This window comes from Arthrobacter sp. 18067 (genome assembly GCF_902706295.1).
Taxonomy (GTDB): Bacteria; Actinomycetota; Actinomycetes; order Actinomycetales; family Micrococcaceae; genus Arthrobacter.
In genome coordinates, this window is record NZ_CACSJJ010000037.1 from 1 (window position 1) to 14,825 (window position 14,825).

General features: G+C 60.0%; 13 protein-coding genes. 3 read left to right on the plus strand and 10 right to left on the minus strand.

All coding sequences use genetic code 11. The features are described from left to right. Positions 1-48: 48 nt before the first annotated feature. From GVL04_RS23410 to GVL04_RS23445, 8 genes are all read right to left on the minus strand, one after another. A complete protein-coding gene (locus GVL04_RS23410) occupies positions 49-906 on the minus strand; it encodes a fumarylacetoacetate hydrolase family protein (protein ID WP_159709004.1) in 858 nt (285 codons plus the stop codon). 61 nt (positions 907-967) lie between these two features. Further along, positions 968-1,468, minus strand: a complete 501-nt coding sequence (locus tag GVL04_RS23415; protein ID WP_159709006.1) for a DoxX family protein — start codon at positions 1,466-1,468, stop codon at positions 968-970. Next, the gene (locus GVL04_RS23420) at positions 1,461-2,330 is read right to left on the minus strand and encodes an ABC transporter ATP-binding protein (protein WP_159709008.1); all 870 of its coding nucleotides are present in this window, start codon (positions 2,328-2,330) and stop codon (positions 1,461-1,463) included. Before GVL04_RS23420 ends, GVL04_RS23415 begins: the two co-directional genes overlap by 8 nt. Then, positions 2,327-3,115 (minus strand): ABC transporter permease, encoded by a 789-nt coding sequence (locus GVL04_RS23425; protein ID WP_159709010.1) that lies wholly within the window; start codon positions 3,113-3,115, stop codon positions 2,327-2,329. The genes GVL04_RS23420 and GVL04_RS23425 overlap by 4 nt, the downstream gene beginning before the upstream one ends. Beyond that, positions 3,112-3,900 carry an ABC transporter permease gene (locus tag GVL04_RS23430; RefSeq protein WP_159709012.1) on the minus strand — a complete coding sequence of 263 codons (789 nt, stop codon included), beginning with the start codon at positions 3,898-3,900 and terminating at the stop codon, positions 3,112-3,114. The genes GVL04_RS23425 and GVL04_RS23430 overlap by 4 nt, the downstream gene beginning before the upstream one ends. Before the next feature lie 2 nt (positions 3,901-3,902). Next, positions 3,903-4,889, minus strand: coding sequence for an ABC transporter substrate-binding protein (locus GVL04_RS23435; protein WP_159709014.1), 987 nt, complete (start codon positions 4,887-4,889; stop codon positions 3,903-3,905). Between the two features lie 153 nt (positions 4,890-5,042). After that, positions 5,043-6,224 (minus strand): flavin reductase, encoded by a 1,182-nt coding sequence (locus tag GVL04_RS23440; protein ID WP_159709016.1) that lies wholly within the window; start codon positions 6,222-6,224, stop codon positions 5,043-5,045. 41 nt (positions 6,225-6,265) lie between these two features. Further along, positions 6,266-7,477, minus strand: a complete 1,212-nt coding sequence (locus GVL04_RS23445) for an acyl-CoA dehydrogenase family protein (RefSeq protein ID WP_159709018.1) — start codon at positions 7,475-7,477, stop codon at positions 6,266-6,268. Between the two features lie 160 nt (positions 7,478-7,637). On the opposite strand from GVL04_RS23445, the gene GVL04_RS23450 reads away from it, so the two are divergent. Both GVL04_RS23450 and GVL04_RS23455 read left to right on the plus strand, forming a co-directional pair. Continuing rightward, complete coding sequence (locus GVL04_RS23450) at positions 7,638-8,459, plus strand: IclR family transcriptional regulator C-terminal domain-containing protein (RefSeq protein WP_159709020.1); 822 nt, start codon at positions 7,638-7,640, stop codon at positions 8,457-8,459. 628 nt (positions 8,460-9,087) lie between these two features. Further along, a complete protein-coding gene (locus GVL04_RS23455) occupies positions 9,088-9,603 on the plus strand; it encodes a PH domain-containing protein (protein WP_159709022.1) in 516 nt (171 codons plus the stop codon). A 1,839-nt stretch (positions 9,604-11,442) separates the two neighbouring features. Here GVL04_RS23455 and GVL04_RS23460 read toward each other — a convergent pair. Continuing rightward, positions 11,443-12,180 (minus strand): hypothetical protein, encoded by a 738-nt coding sequence (locus tag GVL04_RS23460; protein ID WP_159709024.1) that lies wholly within the window; start codon positions 12,178-12,180, stop codon positions 11,443-11,445. Further along, entirely contained in the window at positions 12,177-13,010 is an 834-nt protein-coding gene (locus GVL04_RS23465) for a PaaX family transcriptional regulator C-terminal domain-containing protein (RefSeq protein ID WP_159709026.1), read from the minus strand. The genes GVL04_RS23460 and GVL04_RS23465 overlap by 4 nt, the downstream gene beginning before the upstream one ends. Positions 13,011-13,456: 446 nt before the next feature. Between GVL04_RS23465 and GVL04_RS23470 the strand changes: the two genes are divergently transcribed. Then, a partial coding sequence (locus GVL04_RS23470; RefSeq protein WP_159709028.1) for an APC family permease occupies positions 13,457-14,825 on the plus strand: 1,369 nt, incomplete at its 3' end.

The window sequence follows — 14,825 nt, forward strand, 5'->3', positions numbered from 1 at the left end:
CAACCCGGGCTGCCCGGGACTGGGGTTCCGGGCAGCCCGGGTTGGGGGTTAGTTGCCGGTGGTGGTGAAGGTTTGGGTGATTTCGCCGATGCCTTCGATGCGGGAAACGAGGGTTTGTCCGGGTTGGATGAAGCGTTGTGGGTTCCGGCCCAGGCCGACGCCTGCGGGGGTTCCGGTGAAGATGATGTCGCCGGGGAGCAGGGTGACGGTGGCGGAGAGGCCTTCGATCAGGGCCGGGATGGAGAAGATCAGTTCGCTGGTGCGGCCTTTTTGGACTTCTTCGCCGTCGAGGCTGCAGCCGAGTTCCAGGTCGTCGGGGTTGTCGAGTTCGTCGGGGGTGACGAGCCAGGGTCCGGTGGGTCCGAAGCCGGGGAAGGATTTGCCGAGGCCGAATTGTGGGGCTGGGCCGCGGAGTTGGGAGACCCGTTCGGAGATGTCTTGTCCGATGGTGAGTCCTGCGACGTGGTCCCAGGCGTTGGCGGCGGTGACGTTGTGGGCTTGTTTGCCGATGATGGCGACGAGTTCTACTTCCCAGTCGACGTTCCCGCCTTCGGGGATGAGGACGGTGGTGTCGGGGCCGGTGATGCAGGTGGGGAATTTGGTGAAGACCGGGGGGAGGTTCTCGGGCTGTTCGAATCCGGATTCCTTGGCGTGGTCGGAGTAGTTCAGTCCGATCGCGAAGACCTGGGTAGGGGTTGGGGACGGGGATCCGAGCCAGGACCGGTCAAAACTGACGTCGGCGGCGGTGTCGGCAAGTGTCGAGGCCCAGGCCTTGAACTCTTCCCAGCGGGCATAAATCCCGGCAAGGCCGGGACCGAACCTGCCACCACTGGCGGCCTCAACATCAACGCCCCGGTCATCACTGACCAGCACAACTGCACGGTTATCAACATTAGCAATACGCAAAAGAGGTCCTTAGAGATCGTTGGGCCAGCCGGGTTGACTGTGCTTTCTGAGTTCTGGTGTTCTACGTGGCGGCCCTGGTTGCCCGGTTGATTCGCAGCAGGAGTGGCAGGGCGCCGAGTGCGCTGACGACGGCAGCGCCGAGAGCAAAAGTAATTCCGGACATATCGGGAAGGCCGACGGCGTGGTCAATGGAATATGCGCCAGGCCCGGCGACTCCAATGGCCAATGCGATCAGTGCGTAGGCAAGTGGTAGTTCATAGCCACCTTTCGCGGCCCATAGTCCTTTTTTCCATGAGACAGCGCTTGCTACGAGCATGGTTCCAAAGACGACGCACACCCCCAGGATCGTGCCCAGCCCGCTCGCGATCGACACGGCGCCCGCTATCTCCAGGCCGCCGGCCAGTGCGACCATTGGGGCAGCCGGTTGGAGTCCCCAGGCCGCGAAGAGCGGCGCTGTTCCCTTGATTCCTGCTCCGCCGAACACGCCCAGGAGTTTTTGTGCTCCGTGGCCGGCAACAAGCACTGCGAGACTGAGTCTCAGCAGAAGAATTCCTTCATCCAAGGTCTGGTCCTTTCATGAGTGATCCGTTCGCTGGCTCTGCCGTGCTTGTGGTCGCTGGCTGGTGCCGGCGCACGAGGCCGAGAATGCGGCCGCGGAGTTCGGCGAACTCCGGGGTGGATTTGGTGGTGATCTGATCCCGGGGAGAGGGAAGGTCTATCGGGACGATTTCAGTGACGCTGGTTGGGGTCCCGGAAAGAACAATCACCCTGTCCGCGAGGTACACGGACTCCGAGATGTCGTGGGTAACGAGCAGGATTGTCACTCCGTACTTGGCTTTGATCGTGTGGGTGAGGTCCTCCAAGTCGGATCGGGTCTGGGCGTCGACGGATGCGAACGGCTCGTCCATGAGCAGCACGTCTGGTTCGTAGGCCAGTGCCCGTGCGATAGCTACGCGTTGCTGCATGCCGCCGGAGAGTTGCCAGGGGTGCAGCTTTGCGCTGTTCTCGAGGCCAACGCTTGCCAGGGCAGTTTGGGCCCGGTGCCGACGGTCGGCTGCGGTGAGGCCGGGCCGTCCCCGCAGCGGTAGTTCCACGTTGGCCTCGACTGTCATCCAAGGCATCAGCGACCTGCTGTAGTCCTGGAAAACCACTGCCATCCGGCGGGGTGGCCCTACAACCTTTTCGGTGCCGATGTAGACGGAGCCCGAGGTGGAGGGCATCAGCCCGGCCAGGCAGCGAAGGAGCGTTGTTTTTCCGGCTCCGGAAGGGCCGACGATGCATACAGTTTCGTGGTCGTACACGTCGAAACTGATGTCGCCGAGCACTTGGCGTGCGTTCTGTCCGCTGCCGTACGTCTTGGAAAGCGCTTGTGCGGTGAGGGTGGGAAGTCCCGTCTTGCTGCGTGTTGCCGTTATTTCAGTCATTTCTGTCCTCCTAGGTCTGTTCCTCGCAGGCCTCGATGCCAGCGGAGCAGACGGTGTTCAACAACTCGGAAAAGTACGTTTGATAGGTATCCGAGGACACCCAAAAGCAGGAGCGCTGCCCACATCACATCCATTTGGTACTGACGGGCGGAGAGCAGTTGGATGTAGCCGATGCCTTCTGTGGAGGCGATGTATTCGCTGGCGACAATGAGGATGACGCCAAGGGAGACGCTGATGCGGATGCCGGCGATGATTTGCGGAGATGCGGCTGGAAGCACGATCCGGGTCAAATGATCCCAAGGTTTTATGGAGTAGCTGCGGGAGACGTCCTTGATGAGGACGTCGATACCGCGGATCCCGTCGATGGTATTCATCAGCACAGGCCAGAAGGCGCCAAAGACGATGATCGCGACTTTCATATCCGATCCAATGCCGAAGAGGAACAGCGCAATCGGGAGCAGCGCAACGCCGGGTATGGCCCGCATAAACTCCAGCAACGGCTGGAAAGCGCTATAGAGGGGCGGCACCAGGCCTAAGAGCAAACCACAAGCGACCCCGATGATGACTGAGATGCAGAGCCCTGCGCCGAGATTCTGGAGGCTGGGGAGTATGTCGGAGGCGAAGCGAGTGGTGACCACTTCGCCCACCTTGGAGAAGATGCGGCTCAGGGGCGGAAAGTAGAGCGAAGTGCTCTTGTTGCTCAAAATCCACCACGCTGCTAGTGCAACGATAGGAAGCCAGACCTCCGTCAGCAGGGCAGTTGATTTGCCTAGGGTCGTCTTCATGCCGCCGCTCCTCTCTCCGAGGGGTGCCAGCTCAGGAGTCGGCTGGATAGTTGATTGAAGGCAAGATAGACAGCCACACCAACCAGTCCGATCAGGACGACGTAGGCGTAGGTAGGGGCGAGAGCCCCGCCGGATTGAGCCAGGACCATTTCCATGCCGATGCCGGGTGCGGAGCCGAGGACTTCGCTGGATACGGCCAGTAGCAGGCTGATGACTGCTGCAATCCGCACGCCTGTGATGATGTAGGGCAGGGCAGATGGGACCAGGATGTAGCGGATGGACCGCAGCCGCGTCAGTGAGTAGGACCTGGCCGTGTCGAGGAGGACCCGGTCGGTGTCCCTGACTCCGTAGGCAGTCTGGACCAGAATGGGCCAGATCGCCCCGTAGACGATGAGCACTACCTTCATCTGCGTTGTCGCTCCAAACAACAGGAGAACGACGGGGATGACGGAAACGGACGGAATGGTGCTGAGGAAATCGATGAGCAGTCTCGTGGACCGATACAGAAATCCCACTCTTCCCAAGAGCAGACCAAGGGGTATTCCAACGAAGGCTGCGATGGCGAGTCCGATGACCCAGCTGGTCATTGTCAGCCCCAATGCCTGCCAAAACTTCCCTTGGCCCAGCAGGGATACCAAGGCCCCGAACGTACTGGACATGGTCGGGAACACGGAACCTGGCAAAACCCCGGTCCTGCTCGCAAGTTCCCACGCTGCCAGTGCCACCACAATGGTGAGAGCGCCGCTTGCTTTGCGGCCGTAGCCGCGTAGTGGTCGGGTGGCCATGGTTAGCCGTTCTGCACGATCAGAGTGTCGACATCGATGGTTCCCTTCACAAACCCGTACTTCGCGATGAGTTCGGACCAGATCCGGGCGCGGTCCTTCGTGAAGTCAGAGTTGAACTCCGGGAGCTGCATGACAGCAGCGAGTTCTTTGGGCGTGCCGCTGTAATTGGGAAGAATTGACCGGACGGCATCAGGGTTTTTAGCTGCAACGGCGGTTGCTTCGTCGACGGCGGCCTTGAACTTGTCCACGACTGCCCGATTGGTTCCGATGTACTGGTCAGTGGTTGCCATGACAAATTGCAGCGCATTCGGGACTGCAACGGCGCCGGGCGAGAGAATGTAGCGGGCGCCTGCCGCCTCAGCTGCGTTTGTAAAGGGGGAGATGGTGTTGATCGCATCCACCTGTCCCCGCTCCAAGGAGTTGAGCATGCTGTCCAAAGGCACCTCAAGGAACTTGACCTGGTTGCTGTCCAGGCCTGACTTGTCCAGTGCTACGCGGAGCGACAGCTCGCCGGCCCCGCCGAGTCCGCTGACCCCGATGGTCTTACCGGTCAGATCAGAGAGTTGCTTGATGCCGCTGTCTTTGCCGACGTAGACCTTCCCGGGATCTTGGGCGGGTTTGTCGGTGGTGACTGTGGTGGTTCCGAAAAGGCGCAGCGGGATACCGGCCGCTGATGCCTGCATGGCATCCACGTTTGCAAGAACCCCAATTTGAGCGGCCCCGGATACCAGGGCCGGGATGCTCGCTCCCATTGTTGGCGCCGGAGTGATGGTCACCTCGAGGCCGTGCTTCTTGAAGATGCCCTGTTCAACTGCGATATACAGGGGCGCGGAATCCGGTATCGGGGCTAAGGTGACAGACACTCTCGTCATGCCGTCTGCCGATGCGTCGGAAGGGGAGGAACCTGTTGCCGGTGAACATGCCGTGCCCGTAAGAGCCAGCGCGGCGGCAATTGCGCCGGCAGTAGCTGTTCGCTGAATGTTGATCATGGTGTGTCCTGTTCTTGTGTTGCAAAACGCTGGAGGCCCAAAGGGGGCTGCCAGTTCAGGAGTGGAAGGTGGTACTCATTGTGATCATTATGATGAATTTGGACAGGGGTTGATAGACCCTGTTTTCGGCGGACGTTTGGATGGGCCGGCTGTCTAGGCGCGCTGGCCTTGGATTTCGAGGCTCATCCGCGATGCGGCATCCAGCAGAGCCGCCTGGTGTTCGGCCCGATCCGCGCCCTTCCTCCGCTGTCGATCGTTGAGGGTGAGAGCAAGAACAACCCGCCCTTCCCTGTCGAAGACCGGCGCCGAGATGCTGTGTGCCGGCGTGTCTTCAGAAGAGGCAAGCTTGGCGTAGTCTCCGGCCACGTCGTCGAGGAGTTCGTGGAGTTTGCGCTGGCTGGCCGGGAGTGCGCCGTTGGCTGCTATTTTGCTGATGATTGATTCCATGGCGTGCAATCGGTCATCGTCGGGCGTGGCCGCCCAACCTTGGCTGCGAATCAGTTCCAGATGGTTCTCGAAGTAGGATCTGATCCTCGGGTCGCCGCTGCTGTTGGATCTGGAGATCCACTGGGTGGTGGCGTCGGGACCTGCCCAGGCGATGAAGAGCGCACCCATAGGTGGAACCACTGGCAGCCGCAGTCCGACTCGGCTGAATCCCAGATCGGATCCTCCGCCCCCGGCGTACGCCAGTTGGATCACTTGGTCCCCGACTAGGGCAGAAGCATGGCAGTCGACTCCGAACCGTTGGGCCAAAGACTCGATGTGGGGCCTTGCCCGGTCGGCGAGGCGCAGGTGTGCGGGCAGGTCATCCTCGGAGCCGGCCAAGAGGGACAGCGTGGAGAATCGCCCATATCCGCCTTGAAAGAACAGCAGCGGAGGTTGGGGTTCTTCAGCTGTGCCTAGTTCGTCAACGGCACCGATGACGATGTCATGGTCGCCAGCTTCATGGATGGCCGATAGGCCGCAGTCGATCCAGGCTATGGCTCCTTCGAGGATGGGGGCCCCTGAAGGTGCTTGGCGCCACGGCACTTGGCTGAATTTATCCGTTCCGCGTTTGGCGAAGAGCCTGCACAGATCGTCCTGATCAGAGGCCAGGACGTTGACGCAGAATCTGCCGATGCTTCGGATCCGTTGGTAGGTTCCCGATTCACGCGTGGGAAGGAAAGCGATCAGCGCCGGGTCCAAGGAGACCGAGGTGAATGAGCCGACTGTCAGGCCTATCGGGCCGAGCTCCGGATCAATGGCTGTGACAACGCAGACCCCGGTCGGGTAGTGACCCAGGACCCGACGGAAGAACTGCGGATCCAGCGGCTTGCTTACTTTGAGTGTGTCCACGATACGTTCCTTAATGCTTACGGGGCGGTTCGAACATCGGTTCAGACCATGCGCCGGTTTTGGGGGGTCTGCAGACCCAAGGCAAATTCGCCGTGAAGTTCAAAGCCGATCTCTCCCAGCACTCCATGCGCGAGGATGGTGTTGATGTCACGCAGCAGCCTGGACAGCACGCCGTCGTCCGCTATGGCTTGGGCTCCGGTATGGCGGAAGGCGCGGGTGATGACGTGCTGGGCGGTCTTACCGGCAAAGGAGCACGCAGTCTGCATGAGGTCCAGCAGTTCCAGATCCACTTCACCGGAGCCTGCCAACCTATTCTGAACGAGCTGGTTGGCCTCAAGGGCGAGGGCCCGGGCGGCTCGAACTTGGGCGTCTAGTTCGCCGAGTTCACGCTGGAACCACGAGGATTCGGCCAGGCTGGACGATGCGCTGATATTGATACGACTTCCCCTGCGCTTGGTCGGCGCCACAGCGATGATTTCGTCCAGCGCTCTCCGTGCGGCACCGAGGACCATGCCTGGATGCATCTGCAACACGTACGGGGTCATGCCGAGGCGGGCCAACGGGGTATCCGGACGACGAGGGGATCCCATTGGGTCAAAAATCATTTCATCGGCAACGAAGACTGAATCGACCACGAAGGCTGTTGATCCTGTGGCCTTCATGCCAAGCACGTGCCATGCATCCTGAATCTCGAACTGTCCTGACGGAATTAGCGCCATCCGTCGTTCGGTTGCTCCGTCTTCCGCATCGGTCCAAAAGGTTGCGGCAACGTAGTCGGCATGGTGAATGCCGCTGGTAAAGTCCCACCGGCCGCTGACAACATAACCTCCTTCGGCTCGCTCCGCGGCGCCCGGGCGAAGGGATGCCGCCGCCAGCGGCAGCCCACCGCTGAAGACTTTGCGGGCCTGAACGGGTTCAAGATGAGTGGCGAGCTGCCCCGCTCCCTCGAGCAGGATCGCCGTCGCCCAAGCCAGGCTGGGATCGATCCGCCCCACCGCTTCGATGACTTCGAAGGCAGTTACGGGGTCGACCTCATTGCCGCCCAGGTCGTCCGGAGTCATGATGCCCATGATGCCCGCCTCCCGAAGTGCGTGAACGGATGCTGGTTCAAGCCAACCCAATCGCTGGGACTCGCTCACGCCGGCTTCGAGGGTGTCCCGGATGCGCTCAACCTGTTCAAGCGCGTACCGCCTCCTCTCAATCGGGTCGACCGGCCAGTTGGTTGTGAGCGTGGTGTGTGTTGTAGCAGTCATCGTGCCCCTTCTCGGTAGTGCGCCCATGGGCTCAGAAATTTGGTTTTGATTCAGAGTGTCCGCTGTGCGGACATGTGTCCGAAGAGTTAGGATGCTTTATACAATGAGCGTTGACCGATGATGTGTCAAGGGTCATAAATTCAACTTGCGAGGGGGAACTATGGCGGAGAACGGCCACGGACCGGATTTCATTGAGGCGATATCGAGAGGATTGGAGGTTCTGCGCAGCTTCTCGCCGGCCCAGCCGCAGATGAGCCTGAGCGAGGTCGCCCAGGCTACGAATCTGGCACGTCCAACTGCTCGCCGCATCCTGCTGACATTGGAGGAATTGGGATATGTGCGGATCAGTCACGGAAGCCATTCACTGACCCCCCGCGTTCTTGAGCTGGGTATGGCTTACGTTGGGTCTTTAGGTCTCTGGGACATGGCGCGACCCCACTTGGAGGACCTTGCTGAGCAAACTAACGAACCCTGCTCCATGGCGCAATTGGACGGCGCGGACATCGTCTACGTGGCGCAGGTTGTTGTCCCCAAACTTATCGCCCTTCGCGTGGACATCGGAACCCGCTTCCCAGCCCTGCTGACCTCCCAAGGCAAAGTCCTGCTGGCCGCACTGGAACCGGATGAGGCCCTCGAGGCCCTGACTGTTCCTTCCCGATCAGGACTGCCTTTCAATAGCCAGGGCAGAGAAGAGATCCTGGCCGCACTGAGTGAGGTGCGAAGCCAAGGCTGGGCCGTGGCTGATCAGTTGTTGGTAGGGGGCATCCGCTCGGTGTCCGTGCCCGTGAGTGATGGTTCTGGCAAGGTGAAGGCCTGCATCAATGTCACGGTCAACGCAGCCGAAACCAGCATGGACACGCTGTTGGACGTGTACTTACCTCTGCTTCAGGTCGCTGCGGAAAAAACACATCAGGACTGGGCGCGCTGGCAGGCCCGCCCGTCCTCAAATTCAAAGGTCGCAAAATCAGCTGCCCGAGCGTGAGCTTCGTCGGCTGAGAGGCTTGGTGACGCCCCCGATTGTGCTGATGTCGATAGTGAGCCAGCTACTGCCTTTCCGGCCGTCGGGGGGCTGTCCCGACCTGGGGATGCCTCGAACCAAGACGAGATTGGGGATTTCGGCACCCTCGATCGGATTTGCGCAGGCATTCAGAGGCCAAACTCCACGGAAGGGCCGTTGTCGGTTTTCCGGGCGGAGGATCAAATCCTCAGACTCGGCGAACCCGGCATGAGGCTGGCTCTCTCTCTGGCAACGCCCCCGAAAGCCTTAAGTGGGTCTTCGTTACTTCATCGGTTGTTGGGTAGTCGGAAAAGGCTCCGTGATGGATTGCCGGCCGAGCAGTTTAGGTGTGGGGAGGGCTGGCTCCGGATGCTGTTCAATTCCTGAGCAACTGGAACACGGTTGAAGATACCAGATGTCTCAGTAACGGGCGCCAATACGTATAGCAGCGAATCATCGAGGTACTGCCGCAAGCCGGAATTTTCAGTTTCGGATAGCTCTGCCTTTGTTCGTTTAGGTAGCGACCCGCGGGACGTAACACTCACGTCACTTGGCGTAAGCGCATAGGGTGTGACCTGTCCGAAACGGGACGTTCATGGGGAAGGAACTCGCAATGGCGAAGATAGACAAGCTCCAACAGCACGCTGCTGACCACTTGGATCCGAACGAAAGTGCATTGGCAGTTGTGCTTGGATCCTACGAGACCAAGATTCTCGGAAGTGACTCGGTACGAAGCGGCATCTTGATTGCGACCGAGAAGCGTCTCGTTTTCTATGCCAAGAAGCTTGGGGGGTATGACCTCGAATCATTCGGCTACAGGAACATCTCTTCTTTTGAACAGTCCAAGAGCCCCATGGGACATAAGATCTCGTTCTTCGCTTCAGGAAATAGGGTTTCCATGAAATGGATCGTGGACGCTCTGGCACTGGCAGCCTTCACGGAAACAGTGAAGTCCCACCTCTCGGCCGCCCACGAGAGCGCTCCGCCGCCCACGTCCATAATTCGCGGCACCGAAGATAAGAATGAGATTTTCGAGCAGCTCCAGAAACTTGGCGCGCTTAGAGATGCCGGCATCGTTACTGCCGAAGAATTCGATGCCAAGAAAGCCGAGATGCTGGCTCGACTCTGAACACACTTACCGCGGGCTCATTACCGCACATCAGGAGGAGTGGCAAATCAATTCGTTCGACCCGGCGACCAGCACTTTGATGCAGTTGGCGGACAGCCTCCTCAGGTTTCAGGTTTTTCAAGCATGTGACTTCGCGTACTTCGATCCATGAAGGCGAGGAGAGAGGCTATTCATGTGACATTTTTGGACACGAAGATGCGGGATGTCAGCGGACGAGTCGGTGGCGAGTGGCTCGAAGCTGAGGAGCCCGGATCGACCGAGACTGCCAACCCATCTAGGATTCCGCGGGATCTGGGTAGCTGGAAAACGGGCAAAAAGAAAGTGTGGACAATGTTCACACTTTCCACCCCGGACTGCCCCGTACACCCGCCGAACTGGCCCGGATTCCGCATGTTTCCGCCACTTCCCAGTGTTCACAAGGCTCGGAATCCCGTTCGAGTCCCACCTCGGGCACGGCATACCCCCTCGTCAGAGGGGGTTTTTGCTTTAATGTGTGTACATTCTGGGTGGTCAGGTCCCTCTGACGCTGGCCGCGGGTTGTGCCTGGCGCCGCGGGTCGCCTGTTTGGTTGTGGGGAGCGGGTTCAGGGGCTTGGCTGGTGGGCCCTCCGCTGGCTGTGAGCTGGGGTTATATGTTCCTCTCTTGTTAGTCCGGTAGGTCGTGGTTGGCCTACACCTCTTCATAGGCAAGGGGATTGAGCGCTACATGACTTCGAGAACTTGCGTAGGTACTGTCTGGCTTCGGCATGTTCTCGGCGTGAGAAGACCGGGCTGACCGATGCTTTGTCAGGTCAAAAGGGGTGTGGACATTGTCCACACTTAAATCTTCTTTATTGCGAATGCTTGTATCCTCTGGGTTGACCTCCATCGGCCTACATCTACTCTTGGCGTGTATGTGGCCCTTGCGACATGACGCCCATTAGCACGTACCTCGTCCGGAAGGCCCCTCCGGACAAAGGGGGGTTCGGCCGCAACGTTCGACCGAGTACTTCGCCCTGGTCCCTAGTCTTCGGCATGTGGCATCGCCTGGCGGGATCGCTTCGCGGGATCTGCCGTTATCGGTGACTCAACGATGTCTGACACACGTACCGCTTGTGCCATCTGGGCGTCGGACACTGCTTTTGTGGGCCGGTTTTCGCGGGCACCTGCACTCGAATGGCGGAGCGAAAACCGCGCAGGAAGGACGGTGGCGTCCGAATGAACGTGGCCTCGAAGGACCGAATTAGTTAGAAGCGGTTGCGCCGCTTGAAGTGCTCGGCAACCACGAGAGCGTCATCTTGTTCCGCCTCGTGCCCCTGTTGTTCCGCCTCGTGCCCCTGTTGTTCCGCCTCGTGCCCCTGTTGTTCCGCCTCGTGCCCCTGATTGTTGTACCGTGCTCACCATCAGCAAGTAACCGAAAACGTGGCACTAGATCGGACTGGGCATGCTGTCAGTATTGGCCGCTGTCCAACAAACGAAGGAGGAGACCCGACGGGTCTCCTCCTTCTGGTACGTCCGGCACGTCGTCCGCTTGACGGCTTTACGGCAGATTGGGCTCATATGCGTCAGATACGTGATGTCCAAAGCAGCGAGCAACCTTCTCTGAGTCACTTCGAGGCCAAAGAAATTAGAGGAAGTCCGCCGGGGCCGAGCTGGAAGGTCGCCTCGACCAACAACGTGCCGATCGCGGCCGAACGCCTGGATGAGAGCACCCTTAACCGGCGCACTGCTGAGGGCCCGTTGGGGTGGTGCCGTCCGGTCAAAGGACGTGAAGATCGGGACTACGCTTCTCTGCACCAACATTGATTCTTTGGTCGAGGTCTCTCCAACAAAGTGGCGGACCTTTGAGTTGGCCCCCTGCCTAGGCTTCGTCCCAGCCTTGAAGGGAGCCTTGGACCTGTCTGAGTGAGGGGGACAGCGGCAGTTCTGCAGGGAGGGTCATTCCCCAATAGGTTAGGTGTTCTCGGTCCAGAAGTAGTGTGCCCGCAGCGGTCCTCCCAGCCCAGGGGAGAACGGCGATTTGCGGTGAAAGGGCGAGCAGGCGTCCAGAGGCCAGGCCCGTGCCCCAGGAGGCCGGGGCATGGGTCTGCCAGCGGGTCAGGTGGCCCGCTTTACTGAAATTTCCTTCCACCGTTCCCGGCCCGTGCGAGTCCCTAAACAATAAAGTTCTCGGGGGAGGGTCCCACAAGGGAAAATCGGAGAGATTGGCGAACGAGAATGACGTTCCAACAGCTCCCCGGATGATGATCAATTGTGACCGGACGGAAGGCTTCTTGGGCTCGAAGCGGTGGCAGGCCGCCAGTGCGGCCGTGCCGCTGCTGTTCAGGAGGAGGGTGACATACTCAGGGCCTTGAGGCTCGGGTTTGATGAAGTGGATGGCGCGGCTGCCGTCCGGGAGCCTGGCTGATGTGTAGCGGGCGGTGAATCCTTGGTCCGGGTCGCTCCCGGTGCTTTCGCAGCTTACTTCCGTCGCGGAGAATCGGTGAAGAAGAGTGGCCGGCTCACCGTCGAAGTCGATGGTGATCACGGCGCCTGCCATCGTCTCCGACTCAAACCCCAGCGGCAGGACGCCGCTACCGGACTGGGGAACCTCCGTCACCTGCCCGTGTCCTCGACGAGAACTTTGAGCCTTAGCTCTGCAGCGTCCCTCAACAGAGTCCACGCTTCCATGAAGCAGGTGCGGGCCTGTGCACGGGGCCATTCGGCGGGCAGGAGTAATTCGGGCAGGTCCGGATCAATGCGGGGAAAGACACGCCAGGCGTCCATGACGCGCGTCCTTGCAACCAGGGCCTCTGCTGGGGCAACCCGGCCGCTTCGCGCCCTTTCCACCAAGGGTGTGACGGACAGGATGAAGTCCTGGTACTTTGTCGCGACCTCATCGAGCTGCCACGATTGCTTGAACTGGGACATGATCGAGGAGACATCACCGGCGATGTCCCCGCGGATGACTAAGGCGTCATCGACTCCGGCGTCAGCCAATGCCGCCTGGGCTTGGTCAACCGTAGCGTGCGCGCAGCCCCACACCCCGTCGTAGAGCGGAGCGAAACCCAGCGCACGCAGTTGTGTCCGCAGTACATACCGTTTGGCCCGATCGCGCTCGGCGATCGAGAACGCGACCAGGGTCCAGTGCCCATCCCACGAGTTCTGCTCACCAAAGGTAAATATACGCGTCATGTCTTCGTCGACCATCTTCAGCGCGTCATCGCTGAGGCTGTATGCAGCAGAGCGCCCGGACTTGGTGCGCTCCAGAATGCCCTTTTTACCAAGACGGCTCAGGGCCGTCCTGGCAGCCTCGGGCGTGATGTCGAAATCAAGCAGTACAGCAGTCAAAACAGACGCTGGAACCGAGTGCTGGATCGTGTCCTTGTAGTCGGCCATCAAGGTTACCAGGACCCGTTGCGGCAGGGACTCCGTTGGTTGTCTGAGCACTGATCCACACCTCTCTTCTCGCAAGACGCAGCAGCCTCGGGCTCATCCCGGAAATTCAGTGCAGCGACACGCGTCATCATTTTGTCACGCTTTCCAACGCAATGGAACCCATCGATCTCATGTGGAAGCCCAATTTATCAACCCTTTAGACTCATTGTGCAACGCTGATCTTGCAGGCGTCACTAGATTGATATATGTTGTGTGTCACACGGTTTGTGCATACGGCCCCTGTCATACACGGGAGACCCGACAGCAGGGACCAACGGAAACCCGGCCACGTATATGAAACGTGAGCAGGTCTCCCTAACGCATGGCGTTACTCCACAGGACAGTGTTGTCACCGGAAGAAGTAGTGAGATCCCCAAATGTCAGATCATCAATCTTTGAAAAGGGGAGCCTTGGGCGCCCCGGCCCTGGTTTTCCTAGTTGTTGCAGCAGTCGGCCCGATGGCAGCCGTTCTTGGCGCCACACCGCTGGTGTTCATGCAGAACGGCGCGGGAGCGTCTGGCACGTATGTGCTCGCCGCCGTGCTCTTCCTCGTTTTCTCGGTGGGCTACGTTGCCATGAGCCGCTTCGTGGGCAGCGCCGGCGGGTTCGTCACCTACATCGCGCGAGGATTTTCCCACCGCGCCGGTACGGCGGCAGCCTACGTGGCGTTGCTTGTCTACGGGGCCATGCTGTGCGGCATGTACGGTGCGTACTCCGTTTTCGCCCAGCAACTCATTGAACAGTACTTCGGCATCTTTGTCCCGTGGCAGCTGATCACAGTCGTGACGATCGTGATCATGGCCGCACTGGCGTATAACAAGGTGGAATTCAGCACCCGCATCCTCGCAGTCCTGCTGCTTGCAGAAGTGCTGGTCCTCCTCGTCCTGGACGGCGCGATCATGTTTCAGGGCAGTGCCGGCGGCGGCGGGCAGCTCAGCTACGAAGGTTTCAGCCCTGCAGCGGTGTTCACCGGCGGGCTGGGCATCGCCTTCCTGTTCGCCCTATCATCCTTCGGCGGATTCGAAGCGACTGTTATCTACAGCGAAGAAGCCCGCAACCCTCGCCGCACCATCCCGCTGGCCACCTACGCCGCTGTGCTGCTGATCGCCGTCTTCTACGCTGTCACCACATGGGCGATCGCCAACGGGGCAGGAACAGCGGAGATACAGAACGTGGCGACAGCCGACCCTGTCGGGTTTATCCTTGCCCTCAGCGATCACTACGTCGGCAGCACCTGGTCCAACATCATGTCCGCCCTCGTCGTAACCAGCTTCCTAGGGATACTGCTGGGATTCACCAACATCGTCAGCCGTTACGTCTTCGCCCTCGGCCGGGTAGGAGTGCTTCCTAAAGCCCTCGCCTCGACGCACCCGATACACCACTCGCCCCACAAGGCCAGCATCATCGTCTCGGCAGCTACCGTGGTCACCACCGGCATCTTCATGCTGGCCCAAGCCGACCCCTTCACCACCATGTACACCAACCTGTTGGCCCTGGGCACCGTCGGACTTCTGACCATCACGGGAATCACGAGCATCGCAGTGGTGGCATTCTTTGCTAGAAACTCCCGCGGCGAAAACCGATGGAGCACCACCATCGCACCCATCATCAGCACCTTCGGGTTCGCCGCAGCGATCTATCTAAGCATCCAGAACTACGACCTCCTCACCGGAGGCCAGGGAGGCGTAGCCGGGTGGCTCTGGGTCCTCATCCCGATAGCAGGAGCCATTGGATATGCGATCGGCCATGTCAGGGGCCGGGAACGGATCGACTTCACTGTCGCCGAAACCGAAGAAGACCTCAACCCCGAACCCCTCGTCCCGCCCC

Bases quoted from the DNA above. Each gene is read 5' to 3' on its own strand.
- GVL04_RS23420 (WP_159709008.1), bottom strand. From the start codon at position 2,330: ATGACTGAAATAACGGCAACACGCAGCAAGACGGGACTTCCCACCCTC.
- GVL04_RS23425 (WP_159709010.1), bottom strand. From the start codon at position 3,115: ATGAAGACGACCCTAGGCAAATCAACTGCCCTGCTGACGGAGGTCTGG.
- GVL04_RS23430 (WP_159709012.1), bottom strand. From the start codon at position 3,900: ATGGCCACCCGACCACTACGCGGCTACGGCCGCAAAGCAAGCGGCGCT.
- GVL04_RS23435 (WP_159709014.1), bottom strand. From the start codon at position 4,889: ATGATCAACATTCAGCGAACAGCTACTGCCGGCGCAATTGCCGCCGCG.
- GVL04_RS23445 (WP_159709018.1), bottom strand. From the start codon at position 7,477: ATGACTGCTACAACACACACCACGCTCACAACCAACTGGCCGGTCGAC.
- GVL04_RS23450 (WP_159709020.1), top strand. From the start codon at position 7,638: ATGGCGGAGAACGGCCACGGACCGGATTTCATTGAGGCGATATCGAGA.
- GVL04_RS23455 (WP_159709022.1), top strand. From the start codon at position 9,088: ATGGCGAAGATAGACAAGCTCCAACAGCACGCTGCTGACCACTTGGAT.